Here is a 25,349-nt window from a genome sequence, read left to right on the forward strand (position 1 = left end):
ACGGTTGTGGGGTCGGGGGCAGTCATCAGCTCACGCCGTTCTGGCCGGACGGGTCCTCCGTGGCGCGGCGGCCACGAGAGGTCCCGGACTGGAAGCTCGACAGACGCGACCGGAGCTGGTCCGCGTCACGCTGCACGGGCTTCCCTTCGTCCTCGGTGACGGTCGTCGCCGGGACAGCTGTGGGGACTCGCTTGGTCAGGCGCTCCGCGTTGCCGCCCGACGCCGCCGGCCGGTAGGCCGAGAGCTGGGAGAGCTCGGAGAGTGCCTGCTCCTGGATGTCCGACCGGAGGGCGAGCATCGCCGCCACCTCGTCGTCGAGCGTGCCGACCCGGGGGGCGACCGACGGCGGCAGCGTGGGCTGCGGGACCGTCGACGCGGGTGCGGGGTTGCCACCCGGACGGGCGGCCCACTCGGGCGGCTGCCAGGAGCCGGTCGGTGCGGGCTCCAGGGGAGCCGGCGCCTTCGGGGCCTGGACCGGTGCGACCGGGGCCGGAGCCACGGGGGCCGACCACGCGGTCGACGCCATCCACGACTGCGATGAGTCGGCGCCGACCGGCGACTGCGGGGCAGCAGCCTCCGCGGTCCACGCCGAGGTGCGCACGGGGGCGGCCTGGCTGACCGGCTCCGGGGCCGGGACGGCCACCGGAGCCTGGGCGACCGGGGCGGCGAGCTCGGGAGCCTCGTCCGCCTTCTTCTTGCCGAACAGGCTCCAGCGGCGACGCCCCTTGGCGTCGTCCGACGGCGTCTGCACGAGCTCGGCGAACGGCGCCTCGGGCGCTGCCGGTGCGGCCGGAGCGGCGGTCGGTGCCCACACGGGGGCGGCGACCTGCTCGGGAGCCGCGAACGCGACCGGAGCCTCCTGGTACACCGGTGCCTGCGGCGCGTAGGCCACCGGCTCCGGCGTGACGGCGGCGGCTGCCTCGATCGGGGTGAACAGCTGCGTCGGCGACTCGACCTCGGCCTGCGGCGCCTGGAAGGTCGGCCAGGCCGGTGCCTCCTGGGCGGGAGCCGCCCAGACGGGCGCCTCCTGCTCGGCGACGGGCTGCGGCTCGGGCGCTGCCTCGTACTCGGTCGCGACCTCGGCCTCAGCCTCGGTGTCGAACGCGGGCTCGGGGTCCGGCTCGAGGTAGACGCGACGGAACGCGACACCGTCGACGACCGCCAGCTCGGGCTCGGGCTCGGGCTCGGGGGCGACCTCGGGCTCGGCGACGGCCTCGGCGGCCTGCTCCTGCCACTCGGGCGCCTGCCAGGTGGGCGGCTCCCAGGCGGGGGCCGGCCAGGCGGCGTCGTCGGTGGCCGGCTCTGCGGCCGGCTGCTCCTGGACGGGGGCGGCGGGCGCCGCGACCTGCGCAACGGGCTCGGGCACGATCGGCATGGCGCCGGTGTGCCAGGCACGGGCCTCGTCGAGCGTCCGCTCGAACGGGACGTACGGCGCGGGCACGTCGGACGCCGGAGCGCCCCAGCCCGCGTAGCCGCTGTAGGACGTGAAGGTCTGGACCRGCACGGCAGGCGCGACGGGCTCGTCCGCGGCAGCGACCTCGGCGGCCTCGGGCTCCGACGCAGCGGCCGGAGCCGCGCCCCGGGCTGTCAGGGCGGCGGGAGCCTGCTCGGAGACGACGGGCGCCTCCCAAGCCGGCTCGTCGTCGACGACCGTCTGGTCCCACGCCTGCATGTCGGACGCGGCGGGAGCCTCCCAGGCGGGGGTCTCCTGCGCGACGGGCGCCTCCCAGGCGGGAGTCTCCTCGGCGACAGGCGCGTCCCAAGCTGCAGCCTCGACGGGCGCCTCCCAGGCCGCAGCCTCAGCTACAGGCGCCTCCCACGACGAGGTCTCCTCGACGACGGGCGCCTCCCAGGCCGCAGCCTCAGCGACAGGCGCCTCCCACGACGAGGTCTCCTCGACGACGGGCGCCTCCGAGGCCGCAGCCTCAGCGACGGGCGCCTCCCACGACGGGGTCTCGTCGGCGACCGGTGCCTCAGCGGTGTCCCACGCGGGGGTCGGTGCCCAGGCCGGAGCCTCGGCGGTCTCGGTCTCGGCGGAGTCCCAGGCGGGGGTCGGCGTCCACTCGGGAGCCTCCTCGGCCTCGGGCGCGACCTCGGCGAGCGCAGCGGCGGCGGCGACGTTCTGCGCCTCGCGGTTCTCGGCCTCCTGGGCCTCCCACGAGTCCTCGTCGTCGACGAGCTTGGGGACCACCATCGGCTCGACCGGCGCCGCGTGCGCACCGCTCGACATCCAGGGGGCGCGGACGGCGTTGGACTGGGCGGGCGGCATGGCGCGCTCGTCGTCCGTCGCCAGGCCCGGCACCACGAGGTTCTCGTCGGTGTTCGTGCTCACGGCGGGCGTCTCGGTGCGACCGCGGAAGCCGGAGAACAGGCCGGCGCGGGCGGCAGGGGCGGGTGCGGCGGCGGACGCGGTGGACGTCGGCTCCTCCGGCTGCGCCCAGGCGGACGTCGAGGCGCGGCTGCGGCTCGGCAGGCCGCCCTTCTCGGGGGCGACGGTTGCCGGCATCCAGTCGGAGCCTGCGGCCTGGATCTCGGGTGCGATGCGGCCGTCGGGCGCCTCGGGCAGGACCAGGTTGTCCTCGTCGAACGTCTTCTTCGACCGCGTCGGCAGTCCGGTGGACTGCGCGAGCTCGGTCACCGGGACGGCGCCGACCTGCTCGTCCGCGCCGTCCTCACGACGACGACGGTGGGGCAGGCCGAGGGACGTCTGACCGTCGGTCAGTGCCGCGAGGTCGACCTCCTCGACGACGGGCGCCTCGATCTGCGGCATGCCGGGGTCGACGCGGGGCGCCGCGAGGGCAGCCGGTGCGCCGGCGCCGTAGAGGGCGGTCTCGGTCGCGACGAAGAGCGTCGCGGGGAACTTGACGATGGTCTCGGTGCCGGTGCCGTGCGCCGCCTTGAGCAGCTTCACCTCGGCGCCGAGGCGCTGGGCGATGCGGCCGACGACGAAGAGGCCGAGTCGCTGGTTACCGAGCGAGTCGCTCGCGGAGGTCGAGTAGATCTTCGCGTTGGCGGCCTCGAGCTCGGCGTCGCTCATGCCCAGGCCCTGGTCGAGGACGCGGACGACGACGAACTGGCCGGAGACGCCGGTGCTCACCGTGACGGGCGTCTCCGGCTCGGAGAAGATCGTCGCGTTCTCCAGCAGCTCGGCGAGCAGGTGCGCCGCGCCGAGGGCGTTGAAGCCGTGCATGTGCGGGTCGACCTGCAGGTCGAGCTCGACGCGGTCGTACTGCTCGATCTCCGACGAGGCGGTGCGGACGACGTCCGAGAGGGGCATGGCGTCGCGCAGGCGGCGGCCGGAGTCGATGCCGGCGAGGACGAGGAGGGACTCCGCGTTACGACGCATGCGGGTGGCGAGGTGGTCGAGGCGGAACAGGTTCGCCAGGGTGCTCGGGTCTTCCTCAGCACGCTCGAGCGAGTCGATGAACGACAGCTGGCGGTTGAGGAGCACCTGGTCGCGCCGGGCGACGTTGACGAACATCTCCGCGATGGACCCACGCAGGGCGGCCTGCTCCTGGGCGACCGAGACGGTGGTCTGGTTCACCGCGTTGAACGCGGCGGCCAGCTGGCCGACCTCGTCGCGGGACGTCACGGGGATGGGCGCCAGGGTGATCTCGGGGCCCTCACCGGGGACGGCCACCTGCTCGACCAGTCGCGGCAGCTGCTCGCGGACGTCGGCGGCGGCCTTCGTCAGACGACGCAGCGGGACGATGATCGACCGGGAGACGACGAGCGCGAGGAGCAGCGACAGGGCTGCGGCGAGGACAGCGGCACCGACGGTGATCAGGGCCCGCGTCTGGGCGTCGGTCACGGCCTGCTCGGCGACGGCGTCGGCAGCGGCGAGGACCTTGCCGTTCACCTCGGCGAGCGTGGCCAGCTGGGTCTGGATCTCCCCGGCGAAGACGGTGGGGTCGACCGCGGCGAAGCCCTGCGCGTTGCCCTGCGACAGGAGCGACCGGATCTGCGTGAACTTCGACGTCGGGTCCTTCTGCGGAAGCGCGAGGTCGGTGACGCCCAGGCCGGCGACGGCGTTGCGGGCGCGGCCACGGGAGAGCTCGGTGGCGGCGCTGCTGTTGGTGAACGTGCGCAGCAGTGCGGGCGACTCAGCCTTCGCGGTCCACAGCGCGATTCCGTTGATGAGCTCGGCGACCAGGTTGTCGGCCGTCTGGCTCGTCTCCTTGTAGGCCGTCACGTAGGACGAGAGCTCGCGGTTGTGCAGGGAGTTCGACACCTGCTCGACGAGGGAGATCTGGCCGGAGATCAGGTCGCCGTAGTTGCGCTGGATGAGCGCGCGCTGCGCCTTGGTGTCCACGCGGGTACGCAGCGACGGGAGCATCGTGTTGTACGCGGACTGGACGGCGAGGAACTGGTTGACCACCGGCTGCGGGAACTGCGACAGGTCCAGCTTCGCGGTGGAGGGCCGGACGGACGCCAGCGCGGCGTCGGTCTCGGCGCGGGCCGCGGCGATCTGCTCGGGCGTCCCACCGTTGAGGGAGAGGAGTCGCTCGGTCTGCACCGCGCTCGCGAGCGGGCCGTAGGCCTCGAGGGTGCTGATGACGCCCTCGGCCGCCTTGGCGTACCGGAGGTCCTGCAGGGCCCCGTAGGAGATGTACGCACCCGCGCCGAAGATGACGAGGATAGGGACGGCAAGGACAGCCATCACTTTGGCGCGGATGCCGAGCCGTCGCAGCATGTCGTTCCCTTCCGTCTTCCGACCGCAGGTATCGCCAGCGGCCGTACCGGTCGTGCCCCTCTGGTCAGTCGACCTGCGAGGTGTCCCGTTGCCCTTCATCGGCTCCTGGACGCCAGACCATTAGCCCGCGGCAGAGTTTGCCATGGACCTCACCCGCTGGGATACGGCGACATGGCACCCCTTTCGGGTGCCGTGTGCTAGCAGCGGGACGTGCGGTGTGCAGCGGCGTCCTGGGGTTCCCTGCGGGTTACTGTGCGGACGTGCGTGCGGTGGTGATCACGAAGCCGGGCGATCCGGACGTCCTCGCAGTCGACGAGGTGGCCGAACCCGCCCCCGGACCGCTGGACCTGATAGTCGAGGTCGCGGCGGCCGGAGTCAACAGGGCGGACCTGCTCCAGCGGGCCGGTGCCTATCCCCCGCCTCCCGGCGCGCCCGCGTGGCCGGGCCTCGAGGTGTCGGGCACGGTCGTCGCGCGCGGGGACGGCCTGGGTGCGGACGACCTCGCGGTGGGCGACCGGGTCGCCGCCTTGCTGGCCGGGGGCGGGTACGCCGAGCGCGTCGCCGTGCCGGCCGCGCTCGCGCTGCGCCTCCCGGACGGCCTGCCGACCGTCGACGCCGCCGCGCTGCCGGAGGCCCTGGCGACCGTCTGGTCCAACCTGCGCGCTGCCCGCCTCTCGCCGGACGAGACCCTGCTGGTGCGCGGCGGCTCCGGGGGCGTCGGGTCCGCCGCCGTCCAGCTGGGGCACGCGCTCGGCACCCGGGTGATCGCGACCGCCGGCGGCGCCGAGCGGTGCGCGCGGGTCCGGGAGCTGGGCGCCGACGTGGTGGTCGACCACCGCGAGCCCGGCCTCGTCGACCGGGTGCTCGACGCGACCGACGGCCGCGGCGTCGACGTCGTGCTCGACGTGCTGGGTGCGGGCGGCCTGGCGGAGAACCTGGCGGTGCTCGCCGACGACGGCCGGCTCGTCGTCATCGGGATGCAGCAGGGCCGCCGCGGCGAGCTGGACCTGTCCGTGCTCCTCGGCAAGCGCGCGAGCATCCTCGGCACCATGCTGCGGTCCCGTCCGCACGACCAGAAGGTCGCGATCATGGACGGCGTCCGTCGGCACGTGTGGCCGCTGGTCGCCGACGGCTCCGTGCGGCCGGTCGTGCACGCGCGGCTCCCGTTCGAGCGGGCCGCCGACGCCCACCGCCTGCTGGAGAACGGCGAGGCCTTCGGCAAGGTCCTCCTGCTCCCCTGACCCGCGCATCGCGAGCACAACGTCCGAAGATCCGGTCGCCAGGACAGCCGCTTCTTCGGACGTCCCGGAGCCGGGTGTGCCTCAGTCCAGGAGGCCTGCGGCGAGCGCGGGGGCGATCATCGGTGTGAGGGGCAGGCGCGGGATCAGGGTGGCCTGCACCGCGTGGTAGAGGTCCGCCTTGCCGGCCCAGACCGTGCGGGACACCCGGTTGTCGGTGCCGAGCTCGTGCCACCACGACCCGCCGACGCGGTCGAGCACGTGCTCGCCGATGTACTCCCACCACTGCGTGTAGGCGGCGTCGAACCGCTCCTCGCCCGTCGCGGCGTGCAGCGCGGCCGCGGCAGCCACGGCCTCCGCGGCCACCCAGTGCATGCGCTCGCGCACCACGGGCGCGCCGGACCAGTCGACCGTGTAGACGAAACCGGGTGCCCCGTCGACGTCCCAGCCCTCGCGGACCCCGGCGTCGAAGAGCGAGATCGCGTCCTCGATCAGCCAGGCGGGGGCGACGTCGCCGCGCGCGGTGACGGCGGCGCGGGCGTGCAGGGTGAGGCGGGCCCACTCGAACCAGTGGCCGATGGTCGCGCCGTAGGGACGGAACGGGTGCGCGGGGGTGTCGACGTTGTACTCGAGGTCGGGTGCCCAGTCGGCGTCGAAGTGCTCGGGGATGCGCCACTCGTTGCCCGCGGCCCAGCCGTGCACGACGCGCTCCACGATCCGTAGCGCGCGGTCCAGCCAGACCCGCTGCCCGGTCACGTCCGCGGCCGCCAGGTACGCCTCGACGGTGTGCATGTTGGCGTTGACCCCGCGGTAGCCGTCCAGGGTCGAGAACGTCCGGTCCCACTCCTCCACGACCATGCCGGCCTCGTCGTCCCAGAACCGCTGCTCGGACACGGCGAGCGCCTCGTCCAGCAGCGCGCGGGCGCCGGGCCTGCCGGCCGCGACGCCGCTCGACGCCGCGAGGACGACGAACGCGTGCGGGTAGGCGGCCTTGGCGGCGTCGCGGGGGGTGCCGTCCCGCTCGACCTCCGCGAACCAGCCGCCGTGCTCGTCGTCGCGGAACGTCGTGGCCAGAGCCGCGAGGCCGTGGTCCACCAGCGCGGCCGAGCCCGGGCGGCCCAGCAGGTGACCGATCGCGTAGACGTGCGTCATGCGGCACGCGATCCACAGCTCCAGGGGGCCGTCGACGGCGTCGCCCGCCTCGTCCTGCCGGGCGAACCCGCCGGGGACGACGGAGGCCCGTCCGAACGCGAGGAGCCGGTCGGTCTCGGCCTCGAGCCATCGGGCGTGTGCGGAGGTGGTGAGCCAGGCCATGGCGACCACCCTAGCGACGCGGCCGCACCCCCTGCGCCGAGCCCCCGAGTCGGACAGAATGCCCGGGTGAGCGACAACGACCCCCAGACCTCCGCCCCGGACGAGCAGCCTCGCGTAGTGGTGCTCGACGCGGGCCAGGAGGACGACGCCCCCGAGGACATCACGTCCCTGGTCGGCCAGCCCGCGAAGGTCATGCGCATCGGCACGATGATCAAGCAGCTTCTCGACGAGGTGCGCAGCGCGCCGCTCGACGACGCCGCCCGCGCCCGGCTCGCGGAGATCCACGAGCGGTCGCTGCACGAGCTCGAGGAGGGCCTGTCGCCGGAGCTCGTCGCGGAGCTGCACCGCATCACGCTGCCGTTCGTCGAGGACCAGGCGCCGTCGGACGCCGAGCTCCGGATCGCGCAGGCACAGCTGGTCGGCTGGCTCGAGGGTCTGTTCCACGGCATCCAGACGGCGCTCGTCGCGCAGCAGATGGCGGCGCAGTCCCAGCTGACCGGCATGCGTCGCCAGCTGCCCCCCGGCCAGGTTCCGGCGCCGCAGGCGGACGTCGGGCGCCGCGACCCGTCCACGGGGCAGTACCTCTAGCGCGCGGTCACGCCGGCGGCGGCGCCTCGCCGGCCGGCTCCTCGCGGTCGAGGCCCGTGAGCACGATCGCGCCGGACACCAGCAGCAGCCCGACCACCTCGAGCCCGTGCGGCACCTGCCCGAGCACGACGGCTCCGACGACGGCGGCGGTCGCGGGCAGCATCGCCAGGAGCACGGCGAACGTCGCCGCCCGGACCCGGCGGAGCACCACCTGCTCGAGCGCGTAGGGGATGACCGACGAGCACACGGCGATCGCGACGACGAGCGCGGCGAGCCGGGCGTCGTGCAGCACCGGCCCCGCGCCGCCCGCGAGGAACGGCGCGAGCACCACGGCCCCCGCGGCCATGGCGACCGAGAGCCCCGTGATCCCCCCGGACGCGGCACGCGCCACGCGGCGGCCCAGCAGGATGTACGCCGCCCAGCAGGCGGCGGCCACGAGGATCGCGACGAGCCCGATGACCGCGTCCGGGCCGGCGTCCAGGCTGACCCCGGCCAGCAGCACGACCCCGACCGCGGCGATCGCGATGCCCACGCGGTCGCGCCACCCGCGGCCCGTCACGGCGGCGACGGCGACGGGCCCGAGGAACTCGATGGACACCGCGGTGCCGAGCGGCAGGTGGTCGATCGCGATGTAGAACGCCACGTTCATCACGCCGAGCACCACGCCGAACACCACGGCCGTGCGCAGCTCGGTGCGCGTCCACAGGGCGCGGGACCGCCACGGTCGTCGCCAGACGAGCAGGACGACCGCGGCGACCGCGATACGCAACCACGCCACCGTGCCCGCGGCGACCGTGCCGAAGATGCCGACCGCGAGCGCCGCCCCCAGGTACTGGGTCAGCCCCGACAGGACGAACAGCAGGGGCGCGGGCACGGCCCCAGGCTAGGTGGTTGTGCTCACCCCTTCACGGACCCGGCGAGCAGCCCGCGGACGAAGTACCGCTGCAGGCTGAGGAACACGATCACCGGCACGATGATCGACACGAACGCCCCGGCGGTGAGCAGGTACCACTGCGTGCCGCGCTGACCCGTGAGGTTGTAGAGGGCGACCGTCAGCGGCGCGACCTTCTGGGACGACCCGGCGAACGTCAGCGCGACGAGCAGGTCGTTCCACACCCACAGGAACTGGAAGATGCCGAAGGCCGCCAGGGCGGGCTTGAGGATCGGCAGCATGAGCCGGAAGAAGATCGTCACGTGCCCGGCACCGTCGACGCGCGCGGCCTCGATGAGCTCGCCGGGGATCTCCTTCATGAAGTTGTGCAGCAGGAACACCGCGAGCGGTAGGGCGAACATGGTGTGCGACAGCCAGATCGCCCAGAACGTGCCCGCGATGTTGATGTCCGCGTAGATGGTCAGCAGCGGGATGAGCGTGACCTGGATGGGCACGATCTGCAGTGCGAACACGGCGACGAACAGCGCGTTCTTGCCCCAGAAGTTCATCCACGCGAACCCGTAGGCGCACAGCGACGCGATGAGCAGCGGGATGAGGACGGCCGGGATCGTGATGACGATCGAGTTGATGATGTACGGCGCGAGCGACGACGAGCTGTCGGACGACAGCACCGTCTGGTAGTTCTCGAGCGTGAAGTTCGGGTTGGTGAAGACGGTCCACCAGCCCGACTTGTTGATGTCCGCGGCCGGCCGGAACGAGCTGATGAACAGCCCGAGCGTCGGCACGGTCCACACGACCGCCAGGACCACGGCGGCGAGCGAGGCCCACGGCGACGTCAACCGCTTCTTCGTGGCCTCCGCGACACCCCGGACGTCGCCGGCCTGGTCGTCCGTGCCGCGGACGATCCCGGTCGTGTCCAGCTGGGGTCCGACGGTGCTCATCGTGCCTCCGATCGCCGGATCTGCCGGATGTTGTAGACGATGATCGGGATCACCAGGATGAACAGGAGCACGGCGAGGGCCGCACCCAGTCCCTGGTTGCCCGCGCTGAAGCTCTGCGTGAAGAACTCGTTCGCCACGACGCTGGTGCCGAACTGGCCGCCGGTCATGGTGCGGACGATGTCGAAGACCTTGAGGCTGCCGATGGCGATCGTGGTGAGGACGACCACGAGCGTGGGCCGGATGGTCGGGATGGTGATGAACCGGAACATCCCCCACGACGACACCCCGTCGAGCCGCGCGGCCTCCACCATGTCCTGCGGGATGGCCTTGATCGCCGCCGACAGGATCGTCATGGCGAACCCGGCCTGGATCCAGATCATCACCACGATGAGGAACAGGTTGTTCCACGGCTGGTTGATGAGGAACTGCTGGGGGCTGCCGCCCAGCCACACGATGATCTGGTTGAGCAGGCCGATCTGCTGCGGGTTGACCTTGAGCGTCGGGTCGTAGAACCGGTACTCGTACACGAACTTCCAGATGATCGACGCCCCGACGAACGAGATGGCGATGGGCAGGAAGATCAGCGACTTCGCGAGCGCCTCGCCCCTGGCGCCGTCGACGATGATGGCGTAGACGAGGCCGACGACCGTCGCGACGACCGGCGCCACGAGCACCCAGAGCACGGTGTTGCGCAGGACCACGAGCTGGTCGGGGGACGTGAAGATCGCCGTGTAGTTGTCGACGCCGATGAAGGCCTTGCCGGCGGCGTCGAAGAACGAGCGGATGACGGTGCGCACGGCCGGGTACACCAGGCCGAGCAGGAGGAGCAGGAACGTCGGCCCGACGAAGAACCAGGCGACCCGCTTGACGCCTCGTTTCTCCAGGAGCGAGACGACGAACAGGATCAGACCGATCACGACGGTGAACGCGAGCAGCGCGATCACCATCGCTCCGAGCTTGTCGGCGAGCTGCATCGGACCTCCGGACGGGGACGACGACGGACAACGGCGGCCGGCGACGGACGACGGCACTGTCGGAGTGCAGGCCGGTCCCCGGGAGCCGCGCACGACTCCCGGGGACCGGCCTCAGCTCAGGACGTCGGCCAGGCGGCCTCGATCTTGTCGAGCGTCGACTTCGTGTCCTGCCCGGTGATCCAGTTGGTCGCTTCCTTCCAGAACACGGAGTTCGCGGCGGCCGGCATGCGGTCCGAGCCGTCGAAGCGGAACACCGTGTTCGGGTCCTGCAGGATCTTGGCGGAGAGCAGGTCGATCGGGTTCACCAGGTTGGCGGTGTCGAGCCCCTTGTTGGCGGAGATCCAGCCACCGCCGGTGTCCTCCGAGCTCGCCTTCGCCTTGATGTTCGCCCAGGTGTCGGTGGACCAGAACTCCTGGAGCGCCTGCACCTCGGGACGGTCGCTGAACGCGGTCACGAACTCGCCGGCGCCGAGCACCGGGTGGTCGTCGGCCTTCATGCCCGGCAGGTAGAACGCGAAGACGTCGCCGTCCTCGGCCACCTTGGTGCCCTCGGGCCAGTTGGCCGCGTAGAACGAGGCCTGGCGGTGCAGCGCGCACTGACCGTCGAGGATCGGCAGGCCGCCGTCCTGGAACGCGGTGCTCGCGATGGACGTGACGTCGCCGAAGCCACCGTTCACGTACTTGGTGTTCTTCAGGTAGTCGCCCACGGCGTCGAGCGCCTTGGTCGGGTCGGCGGAGTTGAACGCCTCCTCGTGCGAGACCCACTTGTCGAAGGACTCCGGGCTGGCGACCCGGAGCATCATGTCCTCCATCCAGTCGGTGATCGGCCAGCCGGTCGCGTCACCCGAGGCGATGCCGGCGCACCACGGCTTGATCCCGGTGGCCGCGATGTCGTCGGAGAGCTTCTGCAGCTCGTCGAGCGTCGTCGGGACCTCCCAGCCGTTGTCCTTGAACTGCTTCGGCGAGTACCAGACGAGCGACTTCACGCTGGCGCCCGACGGTGCCGCGTAGAACGTGCCGTCGACCGAGCCGTAGTCCTTCCAGGACGGGTCCCAGAACTTCTCGACGTTGTCCGCGACGGCCTGGGGCGCGGCGACGACGGTGCCCGTCGCCACCAGCTGGGCCAGCAGGCCGGGCTGCGGGACGATGGCGATGTCCGGCGTGTTCTTCGCCTGCGCCTGGACCAGGATCTGCTGCTCGAAGCTCTTGTCGGCCTGGTAGTCGACCTTGACGCCCGTGCAGTCCTCGAACGCCTTGAAGGAGTCCGTGTAGGGCTTGTCCTCCGGGGTGGTGATGCCGGCGTAGATCGAGACCGTCTTGCCGCTCAGGTCGCCGTACGAGTCGTAGAGGGAGCAGTCGGACGTCGCGTTGTCGGTGCTGCCCCCGTCTCCGCCGTCGTCCCCGCCGCCCGAACACCCCGTCAGCACGAGCGCGAGCCCTGCGCTCGCTGCCGCTGCTGCCACGTACCCGCGACGCTTTCGCGTGCCGTTCATGAGACCTCCACGTCGTCATGCACCGGTTGAGCGCAGGTGAATGCCCCGCGCCCTTGCAAGCGATGCAAGCCTTTACGTAAGACGGGCGCAACCGATAAGCCGGTGCAAACCGGTCACGATTCAGTCACGGCGAGGGCACGGCGGACGGGAACGGTCGAGATGGCCCGGAATCATGCGCCGGACCGACGAGATCGGCAGAGCGTGCCTTTCCTCACACGAGCAGGCTGCGCAGGACCGGCAGGGCGCCGTCGTCCTCGATCCCGCCCGTGACCTCGTCGGCAGCCGCGCGCACCGCCTCGGGGGCGTGGCCCATCGCGACCCCACGGGCCGCCCAGCGCAGCATCTGGACGTCGTTGCCGCCGTCCCCGATCGCCACGGTCGCGTGGGGCTGCACGCCCAGGTGCTGGCGCACCTCCTCGAGCGCGCTGGCCTTGGAGATGCCGCCGGGCGTGAGGTCGAGCCAGGCAGACCAGCCGACGGCGTACTCGACCTCGTGCAGGCCGACCCGCTCGACCAGCTCGTGGAACATCTCGGGCGTGCTGTCGGGGCTCCGGATGACCACGCGGGTGGCCGGGGTCGACGTCAGATCCTCCCAGGACACCACCTCGAGGTCGCCGGCGAGCTCACCGTCGGGGAAGTCGGCCGAGACGCGGAAGCCCAGGCCCAGGTCCTCGACGGCGTACAGGGCGTCCGGCAGCTCGAGCGCGATCGCCCGCAGGGCCGGGCCCGGGTCGAAGGTGACCACGCGGGCAATCTCGTAGCCGACGTCCATGGTCGGGTCGAGCCGCGCGGTGACCGCACCGTTGGAGCAGACGAGCCAGCCCTCGGTCAGCCCGAGGTCGGCGGCCACCGGCGCCGCCGAGTGCACCCCGCGGCCGGTCGCGAGCACCACGTGCAGCCCGGAGTCGCGGACCGCACGGACCGCCTCGCGCACCTCGTCGGAGATCGTGCCGTCGTAGGACATGAGCGTCCCGTCGACGTCGAGGGCGACGAGGCGGCAGCGGGTCATCGCACGGGCTCCAGCACCTCGAGGCCCCCGAGGTACGGCCGCAGCCCCTCCGGCACCCGCACCGACCCGTCGGCCTGCTGGTGGTTCTCCAGGATCGCGACGATCCAGCGGGTCGTCGCCAGCGTGCCGTTGAGCGTGGCCACCGGGCGCATCGACCCGTCGGCGGTGCGCTCGCGGACGCCGAGGCGGCGGGCCTGGAACGTCGTGCAGTTCGAGGTCGAGGTGAGCTCGAGGTACCGCTGCTGGCTGGGCAGCCACGCCTCGCAGTCGAACTTCCGGGCGGCGCTCGAGCCCAGGTCGCCCGCCGCGGTGTCGATCACGCGGTACGGCAGCTCGGCGAGGGCCAGCATCTCCTCCTCCCAGCCGAGGATGCGGCGGTGCTCGTCGTAGGCGTCCTCGATCGTCGTGTAGCTGAACGCCTCGACCTTGTGGAACTGGTGCACACGGATGATCCCGCGGGTGTCCTTGCCGTACGAGCCGGCCTCGCGCCGGTAGCAGGCCGACCAGCCGGCGTACCGCTTGGGGCCCTTCGACAGGTCGAGGATCTCGCCCGAGTGGTAGCCCGCGAGCGCGACCTCGCTGGTGCCGACGAGGTACAGGTCGTCGGCCGGCAGGTGGTAGACCTCGTCGGCGTGGGCGCCGAGGAACCCGGTGCCGGCCATGATCTCGGGCTTGACCAGGGTCGGCGTGATGACGGGCGTGAAGCCGGCCGACAGGGCCTTGTCCACGGCCGCGTTGAGCAGCGCGAGCTCGAGGCGCGCACCGATGCCCGTGAGGTAGTAGAACCGCGCGCCCGAGACCTTGGCGCCGCGCTCGGTGTCGATGGCCGCGAGGCCCTCGCCCAGCTCGAGGTGGTCGCGCACCGGGAAGTCGAAGTCGCGGGCCTCGCCGACGTGCTTGAGCACGACGTAGTCGTCCTCGCCTCCGGCCGGCACGCCGTCCTCGACGATGTTCGAGATGCGCCGGCTCAGCTCGGTCGCGTGCGCCTCCGCCGCGGAGGCGTCGGCCTGGAGGGCCTTCACCTGCTCGGCCAGGTGCTTGGTGCGCGTGAGCAGCGCCTGCTTCGCGTCGCCCTGCGCCTGGGCGACCTGCTTGCCCAGGGACTTCTGCTCGGCCCGCACGGTCTCGTACTCCGTCAGCGCGGAGCGCCGCCGCGCGTCGGCGTCGAGAACCTGGTCGACGAGGTGGGGGTCGTCCCCCCGCGCCACCTGGCTCGTCCGGACGAGGTCGGGATCCTCCCGCAGGAGCCGCAGATCGATCACCCGAGAACCCTACCGACCCACCCGGAACGCCCGGCACGCGCATCCACCGCCCCGCGTCCCGCCTCGAGAACGGCACTTCGCCGCGAGAACGGCACCTCACAGTGCCGTTCTCGCGGGAAAGTGCCGTTCTCCCGGCCGGGCGGACGTCGGGGGCGCGACGGGCGCGACGGGCGGGGCCGTAGATTCTCCGCATGACGTGGGAGGCGTGGGTCGCCGTCGCGGCGGGCATCGCGGCGCTCGCGGCGCTCCTGCTCGTGCTGCTGCTGTGGATGCGCCAGCGCGAGCTGCGCCGCCGGATCGAGTCCCCGCGCGCGGGGACCAGCGCACGGGCGCTGCGCCTGGCGCGGGACGTCCAGGAGGCCGGGCAGGTGGTGGCCTTCGTCGCCAACCCCTCCAAGTCGGACGTGCCGGCCCTCAAGGCGGCGATCCTGCGCAACCGGCAGGCCCAGGGGTACGCCGAGCCGCTCTGGTACGAGACCACGGTCGAGGACCCGGGCGTCGGGCAGACGCGGGCCGCCGTCGCCGCGGGTGCGGACGTCGTCGTGGCCATCGGCGGGGACGGCACGGTCCGGGCCGTCGCCGAGGCGCTCGTCGGCACCGGGGTGCCCATGGGCCTCGTGCCGCTGGGCACGGGCAACCTGCTGGCCCGCAACCTCGACCTGCCGCTGAGCGACCCGCTGGCCGCCATGCAGGTCGCCCTCGAGGGCCGCGACCGGACCATCGACGTCGGCTGGCTGCGCGTGCTCCGGTGGGAGTCGGACGTCGACGACCCCGTCGCCGAGGCGGCCGACCAGCTGCCCGACCTGCCCCGCGACCACATCTTCCTGGTCATCGCCGGCCTGGGCTTCGACGCCGCGATGGTGGCCGACACCGACGAGCAGCTCAAGCGCCGCGTCGGCTGGATCGCCTACTTCGTGTCGGGCATGCGGCACCTGCACGGCCGCCGCACGCGCATGCACGTCCGGCTCGACGACCAGGCGATGACGACCACCCGGCTGCGCAGCCTGCTCATCGGCAACTGCGGGAAGCTGCCGGGCGGGATCACCCTGCTCCCCGACGCGGTGCTCGACGACGGCTGGCTGGACGTCGCGGCGATCGACACCCGCGGCGGGGTCGCCGGCTGGGCACAGCTCTTCGGCGAGGTGGTGCTGCAGGGCGCCGGGATGCGCAACGACCTGCCGGCCAAGATCGGCCGCATCGACCACACCCGCGCGCAGGAGGTGCGGGTCGTCGTGCAGGGTGGCGAGCACGTGCAGGTGGACGGCGACATCGTCGGCCGCGTCACCGAGCTCTCCGCGCGCGTCGACCCCGCCGCGCTCGTGGTGCGGGTGCCGGTCTGACCGTCAGGTCGCCGAGCCGCCCCGGACCGCCTGCAGCCACGCGCGGGCACCGACGAAGTCCGTGTCGGCCGTCCCCACGTGCACGGTCGGCTCGACCGCGTCGGCGCGCGGGTAGGAGCCGAGGAACCGCACGTACGGGCAGCGCCGGTGCAGTCCCATGACGGCCTCGCCCACCCGCTCGTCGGTGATGTGGCCCTCCGCGTCGAGGGAGAACGAGTAGCGGCCGAGGGCGTCGCCGATGGGCCGCGACTCGATGCGGGACAGGTTCACGCCGCGCACGGCGAACTGCTCGAGCATGGCGAGCAGCGCGCCGGCCTCGTTGTCGGGCAGGTGCACCACCAGGGTGGTCTTGTCCGCGCCGGTGGGCGGCGGCACGTCGCCAGGGTGGCCGACCACGACGAACCGGGTCTGCGCGGCGGCGTTGTCCGCGACGTCGTGCGCGAGCGGCACCAGCCCGTAGGACTCGACGGCCGCGGGCGGCACGAGCGCCGCGTCGAAGCCCAGGTCTCCCGCGGGCCGCTCCGCCAGCAGCGCCGCGGGCGCCGTGTTGGAGGTGGCGGGCACGTGCACGACGGTCGGCAGGTGGTGCGCGAGCCAGCGCCGGCACTGCACCCACGCGTGGGGGTGCGCCGAGATGCGCCGGACGTCCTCGAGCCGCACGCCCGCCGAGGCCGCGAGCGTGAACTGCACCGGCACGAGCATCTCGCGCAGGATCACCAGCGGGTCGCCTCCCGCCAGGCTGTCCAGCGTCGCGGTCACGCCGCCCTCCACCGTGCTCTCGATGGCGACCACCGCGAAGTCGGCCTCGCCCGTGCGGACCGCCTCGATCGCCGACGCGACGTCGGAGACGGGCAGGTCGACGCACTCGCCGACGGGCACCACCTGGCGCAGGGCGGCCTCGGTGAACGTGCCAGACGGGCCCAGGTAGGCGTACCGCGGCAGCCCCTTCGACATGGCGTCCCTCCCGTGCAGATGATGTGCACGCTGCACGGATACCCCGCAGCGCCGCCGGGGTCGAGGGTAGTGCGCCCGTAGGCTGGAACGGTGCTGACCCCTGCCCGCCCGCGCGCGTCCCTGCTCCGCGGCGTGGCGCTCACCCTCCTGCTGGGCGTGGCGGGCCTGCTCCTGGCGACGCCGGCGCGGGCGGCCGACGAACCCCCCGTGCTCCTGGTCGGGGTGACCGGGGTCCGGTGGGACGACGTCACCACGCTGACGACGCCGGCGCTCTGGAGCCTGTCGCGCGAGGGCTCGGTCGGCCTGGTCGCCGCCCGCAGCGTGGCGTCGCGCTCCTGCCCGGCCGACGGCTGGCTGGCGGTCTCCACCGGCACCCGAGCGGCCGACGTGCGCGCCGACGACGGCACGTGCCGGACCCTGCGCGGTCCCGGCGAGGACGGCACCGTGCCGGGCTGGGACGACTACGTCGCCGCGGCGGACGCCGAGTCCTACGGCGCGACCCCGGGGCTCCTGGGCAACATGCTGGCGGACGCGGGCTCGACGGCGACCGGCATCGGGCCCGGCGCGGCGATCGCGCTCGCCGACGAGCAGGGCGTCCCCGTCGGCACCTACCTCGACCTGCCCACCTCCGGCTCCGGGATCACGCGCGCGGTGCGGGACGCCCTGGGCACCTCGCAGCTGGTCGTCCTCGACGCCGGCTCGCTGCGCGACCCCGGGTACGCCACGACCGCCCGACCGAGCACCCCGCAGCCCACCGAGACCGCCCCCGGCGACGACGTCGACGAGCCGGTGACCCCCGAGGTGTCGACGCCCGACGCGATCATCGAGCCCGCGCGCGCCCTGCAGGCGCAGGCCATCGACGACCGGATCGGCGCCGCGATCGCCGGCGCGCAGCGCTCCGGCGCGACGGTGCTCGTCGTCTCCCTCGCCGACTCGGGCCGGACCGCGCTGCAGCTGGCCGCCGCGACCGGGCGCGCGCCCAACGGCGCCCAGTACGCCGAGAGCCTGCTGACGTCGGGATCCACCCGGCAGGCCGGCCTCATCCAGACCGTCGACGTCACCCCGACCCTGCTCGCCGGCATCGGGCTCGACGACAGCGCCGCGGCGCTGAGCGGGGCGGAGATCCTGCCCGGGCCGTCGACCGCCGCCGCGACCGCGCGCGTGGACCGGCTGCTCGACGTGCAGCGGCACGCCACCATGATCACGCGCGTGGCCGGCGCCTACTCGACGCGCCTGGTGCTGGTCCAGGCCGTGCTGTTCATCGCCGCCGCCATCGTGCTGACGCGCAAGGGCCGCTCGGACCGGCCGCCCCTGCGGCCCGCCCTGCGGGTGCTCCGGGTGGCGGCGCTGGCGCTCGCGGCCGCGCCCGTCGCGTCGTTCCTCACCAACACGGTTCCCTGGTGGCGCTCCGACATGCCCGTGACCACGTTCTGGTGGGTGCTGCTCGGGTGGATCGCGGTCATCACGGTCGCGGCCCTGGTCGGGCCGTGGCGGCGCAACCTGCTCGGCCCGACGGGCGTCGTCGCCGGCGTGACCGTCCTCGTCCTCGTGGTCGACGCCTGCACCGGCTCGACCCTGGTCATCGACTCGCCCATGGGCGCGCACCGCATCCTCGCGGCCCGGTTCTACGGCATGAGCAACCAGGCGTTCGCGCTGCTCACGGCCGCGGGGCTGCTGCTCGCGGTCGCGATCGCGGACCCGCTCCTGCGGCGCGGGCGCCGGGGGCTCGCCACGGCCGCGGTCGCGGGTCTCGGGCTGCTGCTGGTGGTCGTCGACGGCACGCCGGGGCTGGGCAGCGACTTCGGCGGCCCCCCGGCACTGATCCTGGCGTTCGCGATGCTGACGATCGTGGTGAGCGGGCGCAAGGTCAGCTGGAAGTGGATCGGGCTCATCGCGCTGGTGGGGGTCGTGGTCGTCGGCGGCTTCGCCGTGCTGGACTGGCTGCGCCCGCCCGCCGACCGCACCCACCTCGGCCGGTTCTTCGCCACGGTGCTCGACGGCGGGCTGTGGGACGTCGTGGGGCGCAAGATCGCGGTGAACCTCCGCGTCCTCACCTCGTGGCGCTACCTCGTGCTGGCCGTCGGCGGCGTCCTGCTGACGTGGCTGGTGATCGCCGGCGGCCGGCCACGCCGCGGTGCGCTCATGGGCACGGGCAGCTCGATGGCCGGGCTGCAGCGCGCGGTCCCGCTCCTGCGTCCCGCGGTGGCCGCGATCGCGGCGGCGCTGACCGTCGGGTTCCTCATGAACGACTCCGGCATCGTCGTGCCGGCCACGGGCATCGCGGTCGCGGTGCCCTGCCTGGTCGCCGCGGCCGCGCAGTGGCGCCTCGGCGCACCCGGGGGCGAGCTCGAGGAGGACGCCCCGTCGGCTACCGGTGAGTCTGCGGAGGCTTCTGCGCCGGTGTGACGGTCCGCTTCACGGCACCCGCCGCGCGGCGCACGCGACGCGCATTGACCGCGAGCTGCACGTCCCGGTACTGGGCGGCGCGGTGCATCTGACCCTTGAGGTCCGACCCCGATGGCCGGTGCTTGAGGTCGCACGGGATCTCGACCACGCGGAAGCCGCGGCGCAGCAGGTCGATGGTCATGCCCGTCTCGACGCCCCACCCGTGCGCCAGGGGCGTCGCCGCCTCGAAGGCGGCACGAGTCAGGCAGCGCATGCCCGACAGCGGCTGGGTCGGCGTCCAGCCGGTCATCGACGCGATGGCCCGACGGGCCGCTCCGACGACGATGCCCCGCCCGCCCGCCCCGGGCTGCGGCGGGATCAGGGCGATCGCCAGGTCGGCGTGGCCCTCGAACACGGGCGGCACGAGCGGCGCGGTGTTCACCGCCGTCTCGCCCAGGTCGCCGTCGATGAACAGCAGGATGCGCGGCTGCCGGTCCGGGGCGTCGCGCATGGCGACCACGGCCGCGCCCGTCTCCATGGCGGCGGCCTTGCCGCGGTTGTGCGAGTGCCGGACCACGACTGCGCCGGCCTCGCGCGCGACGTGCTGAGTGTTGTCCTCGGAGCCGTCGTCGACCACCAGCACGAGATCCACGTGCGGGATCGCGCGGGCCGACCGGACCGTGGCCGCGATGCGTCGAGACTCGTCCTTGGCGGGGATGATCACGGCGACGCGCTGCCGGGCCTTGTGCGCCGCGGCCTTGCGCTCGTCGACCGCCGCCTTGCGGACGTCGGCCACGGTGGGCCGGGCGTCGACGACCTCGGACGGGGTGACGTCGTCGGGGGTCGGCACGGACGTCCCCGCCGGCTGGTCGGCGGCCCGTCGGCCCTTGCGCATCACGTCCGCCACCCTATCCATCGCCGCGAGCAGCGCCCGCGGGAACACCGGTCTGTGGACGACCCCGTCAGCGCAGCGTGACCTGGCGGGCGACCAGGCCCGCGCGCGCCCGGCGCTCGTTCGCGTCCAGCGGCGACGAGTCCTCCAGCGCCGCCGTGAAGCGGGGCAGGAAGTCGGCGACGGGCTTCTCGATGTCCTCGGCCTCCGACCCCTTCGCCAGCTCCCACACCGGGACGACGAGCCCCGCGGAGCGGAAGTAGCCGACGAACTTCGCGCCCTCGAACCCGGACTCGCGCTTGGCGTGCAGGCGGGCGAGACCGTCGAGGACGACCTGCTCCTCGTGCGGCTGCGCCCAGCGCAGGAACTCGCGGGCGCCCATCCGGCACCAGTACGCCGCGTCGGCGGACTCGAGCTTGACCGTGTCGATGATGCCGCCGTCGGCCTCCTCGATCGCGGCCTGCAGGTCGGGGGTGCGCTCCGTGTCGGGGGCGAGCCAGTACGCGAACGAGTCCTGCACGGTCACGTCGAACGGCACGGACAGGTCAAGCACGTCCTGCAGGCGCGGGCCGGGCTCCGGGAGGCCGATGGTCTCGACTGCGGTGCCGGCCTCGACCTCGAGCGCCTCCAGCAGCGCGTGCGCGAGGTCGCGGCTCACGTCGTTGGAGCTGCTGGTGGTCTGCAGCGCCAGCAGGATCACGCCGTCGGCGCGGTGCAGCGCGGGCCAGCTGGTCGGCAGCACGGTGGTCACCAGGACCTCGCGCGCGCCGTGCTCCTTCGTGGTCCGAGCGGTCGCGGTCGCCGCCGGGACCAGCTCCTTGAGCGCCACCCAGTCGGGCTCGCCGGGGAGCCCCTCGAACGGGCGCAGCACGAAGTCGGACGAGTTCTTGGCCATGCGGGAAAGGCTACCCGGCCCGCCGGGCCCGACCAGCCGGTCGGGGGGTCGCGGGACACCGGGCGTTAGGGGAGGATCGCGACATGGACCCGCGCGCCGGAACACCCGCCCAGCCGTCCGACCTCGTCGACCTCGACGCCCTGACCAGCGCGTACTACGACCGCCAACCCGACCTCGACGACCCCGCGCAGCGCGTGGTGTTCGGCACCAGCGGCCACCGCGGGTCGGCCCTGGACACCGCGTTCAACGAGGCGCACATCGTCGCCATCACCGCCGCGATCGTCGAGTACCGCCGGGACCAGGGCACGGACGGGCCCCTGTTCATCGGCCGCGACACCCACGCGCTGTCCGACCCGGCGTGGCGGTCCGCGCTCGAGGTGCTCGCCGCCGCCGGGGTCGAGGTCCACGTCGACGCGCGCGACTCCTGGACACCGACGCCCGGGGTGTCGCACGCGATCCTGCGGCACAACGGCGCGGGCAGCTCCGAAGGCGTGCGCACGCAGGGCCCCGGGCTGGCCGACGGCATCGTCGTGACCCCGTCGCACAACCCCCCGCGCGACGGCGGTTTCAAGTACAACCCGCCGCACGGCGGCCCCGCGGGGTCCGAGGCCACGGGGTGGATCGCCGACCGGGCCAACGAGATCCTGGCGTCAGGCTGGAAGAACGTCCCGCGGCTGAGCGCCGAGGCCGCGCTGGCCGCCGACACCACGCGCAAGCACGACTACCTGTCGTCGTACGTCGCGGACCTGGTCAACGTCATCGACGTCGAGGCGATCCGCGCTGCCGGCGTGCGCATCGGCGCCGACCCGCTCGGTGGCGCGTCCGTCGAGTACTGGGGCGAGATCGGTGAGTACTACGGGCTCGACCTCACGGTGGTGAACCCGACGGTCGACCCGCGCTGGGCGTTCATGACGCTCGACTGGGACGGCAAGATCCGGATGGACTGCTCGTCTCCGTACGCGATGGCGTCGCTGGTCAGTCGCATGGCCGGCGACCCCGCGCCCTTCGACATCGCGACCGGCAACGACGCCGACGCCGACCGGCACGGCATCGTCACCCCCGACGGCCTCATGAACCCGAACCACTACCTCGCCGTGGCCATCGCCTACCTGTACGGCGGGGCGCGGGAGGGCTGGCCGGCCGGGACCGCCATCGGCAAGACCCTGGTCTCGTCCAGCCTCATCGACCGCGTGGCCGCCAAGCTCGGGCGCACGCTGCTCGAGGTGCCCGTGGGGTTCAAGTGGTTCGTCCCGGGCCTGGTGGACGGGTCGGTCGGGTTCGGCGGCGAGGAGTCCGCCGGGGCGTCGTTCCTGCGCAAGGACGGCACGGTGTGGACCACCGACAAGGACGGCATCCTGCCCGCGCTCCTCGCCTCGGAGATCCTGGCGACCACCGGAAAGTCGCCGTCGGCGCACCACCGCGACCTCGTCGCCGAGTTCGGCGAGTCCTGGTACGCGCGAGTCGACGCGGCGGCCTCCCGCGAGGAGAAGGCGACGCTCTCGAAGCTCACGCCCGACCAGGTCACCGCCACGTCGCTGGCCGGCGAGACCATCACCGCCAAGCTGACCAACGCGCCCGGCAACAACGCCGCGATCGGCGGGCTCAAGGTCACCACGCAGAACGCGTGGTTCGCCGCCCGGCCGTCCGGCACCGAGGACGTGTACAAGATCTACGCCGAGTCGTTCGTGTCCGCCGAGCACCTCGCGCAGGTGCAGGCCGAGGCGAAGGACGTGGTCTCCGCGGCGCTCGGCGGGTAGCCGACCACGACGGCCCCGGGGATCCGCTCCCCGGGGCCGTCGGTGCGTCCGGCCTACGCCGCGGCCGCCCGGCCCAGGCCCGTGAACGTCCACCCCGCCGCGCGCCAGCGGCCGGCGTCCAGCCTGCCACGGGCGTCGATGACGGCCGGCTGGTGCGCGATCGTGGCCAGGTGCGCGGGATCGGCGTCGAGGAACTCGTCCCACTCGGTCAGCACCAGGATCACGTCGGTGCCCTCGACGGCCTCGTCCACGCTGGTCGCGTAGCCGAGGGTCGGGAACATCGAGCGCGCGGTGTCGCCTGCCTGCGGGTCGTAGACCGTGACCTGCGCGCCGCGCAGGTGCAGGGCCGCCGCCACGTTCAGCGCCGGGGAGTCCCGGACGTCGTCGGTGTGCGGCTTGAACGCGGCACCGAGCACGCCCACCCGCCGATTGAGCACCGAGCCGCCGCACGCCTGCACGGCGAGGTCGATCACGCGTTCGCGCTGGCCCATGTTGATCTCGTCCACCTGCTGGAGCAGCCCGGCCGCGCGCCCGGCCCCGAGCTCGTTGGCGCGGAACATGAGCGCCCGGATGTCCTTGGGCAGGCACCCGCCGCCGAACCCGAGACCGGCGTCGAGGAACTGGCGGCCGATGCGGGCGTCGTGCCCGAGGGCGTCGGCCAGCACCGTGACGTCGGCCCCGGCCGCCTCGCACACCCCGGAGATCGCGTTGATGAACGAGATCTTCGTCGCCAGGAACGCGTTGGCGCTGACCTTGACCAGCTCCGCGGTCGGGAGGTCGCAGACGACCACGGGCGACCCCTCCGCGATGGGTCCCGAGTACACCGTGCGCAGCAGCGCCTCCGCCTCGGCCGACGCGCCGCCCAGGACGATGCGGTCGGGGTGCAGCGTGTCGGCCACGGCCTTGCCCTCGCGGAGGAACTCCGGGTTCCACACCAGCTCCGCCCGCACGCCGGAGGGTGCCTCGCGCGCCACCAGCGCCCGGAGCCGGGCACCCGTGCCGACGGGCACCGTGGACTTGCCGACGATGAGCCCGTCGTGCGTCAGGTGCCGCGCGATGGCCGTCGTCGCCGCTTCCACGTAGCGGAGGTCGGCGGCGTGGCTGGTCTTCGACTGCGGCGTGCCGACGCACACGAAGTGCACGTCCGCCCAGCCGACCGCCTCGGCCACGTCGGTGGTGAACCGGAGCCGGCCCGTTGCCATCTGCTCGGACAGGAGCTCGGGCAGCCCCGGCTCGTAGAACGGCACCTTCCCGGCCGCGAGCATCTCGACCTTGTGCGGGTCGGTGTCGACGCCGACCACCTCCATGCCCAGCTGGGCCATGGCCACCGCGTGGGTGGCGCCGAGGTAGCCCGTGCCGAGGACGGCGATCCTCGGAACGGGGCCGCCGGGCTCGAAGGGGCGACGGCTCTCGGTGGTGTCGATGGGACGGAGGTCGTCCACGCGTGGTGTCTTCATCACGGCTCCTGGGTGGTCGTCGGGCTCGGGGTGGGCTCCGGTGTCGGTGTCGGTGTCGGGGTCGGGGAAGGGGTGGTCTCCGGCGTCGGGGTCGTCTCCGGCGTTGGCGTCGGGGTCGGGGTSGGGGTGGGCGGCGGCGTCGGTGCCGGAGTCGCAGGGGGCGGTGGCGCCACCGCCTCCGGTGCCGCGAGCGTCGTGACGGGAGGCCCGTCGACGAAACCCGCCGCCGGGTTGGTGATCCCGTCGATGAACGCCTGCTGCGAGTCGCGCCGGGACGTGATCCGCCAGTCGTTGGTGACGCGCTGGCCCCCGGAGATCGTGGTGACCGTGTGGTTGAACCACGCGAACCCGAGGACGTCGGCGTTCTCCGGCTTGGCCAGCGCCGTGAAGAGGTCGGCGACCCAGGCCGGCTTCTGCCCGCCCACCTCCGTGGCACCGATCTCCGCGAGGAGGATCGGCTTCCTCGTGATCGACCGCAGCTGGTTCAGCGACCTGTCGTACGTGTACGAGAACGTCGGCGTCTGGTCCGCCTTGAACGGCGGGCGGTAGTAGCCGGACAGGCCAACCCAGTCGACGTAGTCGTCGCCCGGGTACAGGGACCGCATGTACCAGGACGAGTTCTTGGCCCAGTCCGGCAGCGAGTTGACGATGTTCGGCGCCCACACCCAGATGACGTACTGGTTGGCGCCCTCGGCCTCGAAGATGTCGTGCACGTGACGCCACATCCTCACGAAGTCGCCCTTGCCGTTGCCGTTGAGCGAGTTGCCGCCCCACGCCCGCTCGCCCCACGGGTACCAGCTGCCGTTCATCTCGTGGTCCAGGCGGATGGCCATCGGCAGACCCAGGCTGACCACGTCCTTGGCGTACTGGTGCAGGTAGTCGTCGTACTGCCCGGCGATGATCTTGGGCAGCGAGTAGTTCGGGTCCACGGCCTGGTCGTTCGCCGCCTTCAGCGGGCGCGACTCCCAGGTGAGCAGCGGGAGCATGCCCTTCTGCCAGGACCGCGTCACCGCGTCGGGCCGGAAGGGCCCGTCCCAGCCCTGGAAGTAGCCCGAGATCGTCGGCTTCACGCCGACGGTCGAGCTGACGTTGTCGAACTCCGCCCAGTTGAACGGCGACTGCGCGGTGTACAGGCCGAACTGACGCTTGGTGGGGGCCATGAGCTCCGACAGCGGGGGCGCGGTCGGCTTGGCGACGACCGCGGCCGGCTTGGCGGCCGGGGCGGCCGCCGCCCTCGCGTTGGCCCGGGCCGTGGCTGCCTCGGC

The 25,349-nt window shown here is 73.1% G+C and carries 18 protein-coding genes; 5 read left to right on the forward strand and 13 right to left on the reverse strand.

Translation table 11 applies throughout. The features are described from left to right. Window positions 1-25: 25 nt before the first annotated feature. Window positions 26-4,693, reverse strand: coding sequence for an ATP-binding protein (locus AC1DQC_RS15845; RefSeq protein WP_477052203.1), 4,668 nt, complete (start codon window positions 4,691-4,693; stop codon window positions 26-28). Between the two features lie 260 nt (window positions 4,694-4,953). Here AC1DQC_RS15845 and AC1DQC_RS15850 point away from each other — a divergent pair, with 260 nt between their 5' ends. Then, on the forward strand, window positions 4,954-5,934 hold the full coding sequence (locus AC1DQC_RS15850; RefSeq protein ID WP_477052204.1) for an NAD(P)H-quinone oxidoreductase: 981 nt from the start codon (window positions 4,954-4,956) through the stop codon (window positions 5,932-5,934). Between the two features lie 81 nt (window positions 5,935-6,015). Here AC1DQC_RS15850 and AC1DQC_RS15855 read toward each other — a convergent pair whose 3' ends face one another. Next, complete coding sequence (locus AC1DQC_RS15855) at window positions 6,016-7,245, reverse strand: AGE family epimerase/isomerase (RefSeq protein ID WP_477052205.1); 1,230 nt, start codon at window positions 7,243-7,245, stop codon at window positions 6,016-6,018. Window positions 7,246-7,311: 66 nt separating this feature from the next. Here AC1DQC_RS15855 and AC1DQC_RS15860 point away from each other — a divergent pair, with 66 nt between their 5' ends. Continuing rightward, window positions 7,312-7,833: a bacterial proteasome activator family protein gene (locus tag AC1DQC_RS15860; protein WP_477052206.1), complete on the forward strand. Its 522-nt coding sequence runs from the start codon at window positions 7,312-7,314 to the stop codon at window positions 7,831-7,833. 7 nt (window positions 7,834-7,840) lie between these two features. Here the strand turns inward: AC1DQC_RS15860 and AC1DQC_RS15865 are convergent, their stop codons facing one another. The 6 genes from AC1DQC_RS15865 to serS form a co-directional block, all read right to left on the reverse strand. Beyond that, a complete protein-coding gene (locus AC1DQC_RS15865) occupies window positions 7,841-8,707 on the reverse strand; it encodes an EamA family transporter (RefSeq protein WP_477052207.1) in 867 nt (288 codons plus the stop codon). A gap of 23 nt (window positions 8,708-8,730) precedes the next feature. Beyond that, a complete protein-coding gene (locus AC1DQC_RS15870) occupies window positions 8,731-9,666 on the reverse strand; it encodes a carbohydrate ABC transporter permease (protein WP_477052208.1) in 936 nt (311 codons plus the stop codon). Then, a complete protein-coding gene (locus tag AC1DQC_RS15875; RefSeq protein WP_477052209.1) occupies window positions 9,663-10,640 on the reverse strand; it encodes a carbohydrate ABC transporter permease in 978 nt (325 codons plus the stop codon). The genes AC1DQC_RS15870 and AC1DQC_RS15875 overlap by 4 nt, the downstream gene beginning before the upstream one ends. A 116-nt stretch (window positions 10,641-10,756) precedes the next feature. After that, window positions 10,757-12,133: an ABC transporter substrate-binding protein gene (locus tag AC1DQC_RS15880; RefSeq protein WP_477052210.1), complete on the reverse strand. Its 1,377-nt coding sequence runs from the start codon at window positions 12,131-12,133 to the stop codon at window positions 10,757-10,759. A 211-nt stretch (window positions 12,134-12,344) separates the two neighbouring features. Further along, a complete protein-coding gene (locus AC1DQC_RS15885) occupies window positions 12,345-13,142 on the reverse strand; it encodes an HAD family hydrolase (RefSeq protein WP_477052211.1) in 798 nt (265 codons plus the stop codon). Further along, complete coding sequence (gene serS / locus AC1DQC_RS15890) at window positions 13,139-14,404, reverse strand: serine--tRNA ligase (RefSeq protein WP_477052212.1); 1,266 nt, start codon at window positions 14,402-14,404, stop codon at window positions 13,139-13,141. The genes AC1DQC_RS15885 and serS overlap by 4 nt, the downstream gene beginning before the upstream one ends. Window positions 14,405-14,595: 191 nt before the next feature. Here serS and AC1DQC_RS15895 point away from each other — a divergent pair, with 191 nt between their 5' ends. Next, complete coding sequence (locus tag AC1DQC_RS15895; RefSeq protein ID WP_477052213.1) at window positions 14,596-15,744, forward strand: diacylglycerol/lipid kinase family protein; 1,149 nt, start codon at window positions 14,596-14,598, stop codon at window positions 15,742-15,744. 3 nt (window positions 15,745-15,747) lie between these two features. Here the strand turns inward: AC1DQC_RS15895 and pheA are convergent, their stop codons facing one another. After that, window positions 15,748-16,698, reverse strand: coding sequence for a prephenate dehydratase (gene pheA, locus AC1DQC_RS15900; protein WP_477052214.1), 951 nt, complete (start codon window positions 16,696-16,698; stop codon window positions 15,748-15,750). A 90-nt stretch (window positions 16,699-16,788) separates the two neighbouring features. Between pheA and AC1DQC_RS15905 the strand changes: the two genes are divergently transcribed. Then, entirely contained in the window at window positions 16,789-19,104 is a 2,316-nt protein-coding gene (locus tag AC1DQC_RS15905; protein ID WP_477052215.1) for a hypothetical protein, read from the forward strand. On the opposite strand, the gene AC1DQC_RS15910 is transcribed toward AC1DQC_RS15905, so the two are convergent. Both AC1DQC_RS15910 and AC1DQC_RS15915 read right to left on the reverse strand, forming a co-directional pair. Then, complete coding sequence (locus tag AC1DQC_RS15910; protein WP_477052220.1) at window positions 19,067-19,978, reverse strand: glycosyltransferase family 2 protein; 912 nt, start codon at window positions 19,976-19,978, stop codon at window positions 19,067-19,069. The genes AC1DQC_RS15905 and AC1DQC_RS15910 overlap by 38 nt on opposite strands. Window positions 19,979-20,045: 67 nt before the next feature. Beyond that, window positions 20,046-20,870 carry a DUF5926 family protein gene (locus tag AC1DQC_RS15915; RefSeq protein ID WP_477052216.1) on the reverse strand — a complete coding sequence of 275 codons (825 nt, stop codon included), beginning with the start codon at window positions 20,868-20,870 and terminating at the stop codon, window positions 20,046-20,048. 83 nt (window positions 20,871-20,953) lie between these two features. On the opposite strand from AC1DQC_RS15915, the gene pgm reads away from it, so the two are divergent. Next, window positions 20,954-22,627 carry a phosphoglucomutase (alpha-D-glucose-1,6-bisphosphate-dependent) gene (gene pgm, locus AC1DQC_RS15920; RefSeq protein WP_477052217.1) on the forward strand — a complete coding sequence of 558 codons (1,674 nt, stop codon included), beginning with the start codon at window positions 20,954-20,956 and terminating at the stop codon, window positions 22,625-22,627. 53 nt (window positions 22,628-22,680) lie between these two features. Here the strand turns inward: pgm and AC1DQC_RS15925 are convergent, their stop codons facing one another. After that, window positions 22,681-24,084, reverse strand: coding sequence for a UDP-glucose dehydrogenase family protein (locus tag AC1DQC_RS15925; protein WP_477052218.1), 1,404 nt, complete (start codon window positions 24,082-24,084; stop codon window positions 22,681-22,683). Next, the coding region (locus tag AC1DQC_RS15930) for a glycoside hydrolase family 26 protein (RefSeq protein WP_477052219.1) at window positions 24,084-25,349 on the reverse strand (1,266 nt) is incomplete at its 5' end. The genes AC1DQC_RS15930 and AC1DQC_RS15925, both read right to left, overlap by 1 nt.

Source organism: Cellulomonas sp. P4_H12 (genome assembly GCF_056400905.1).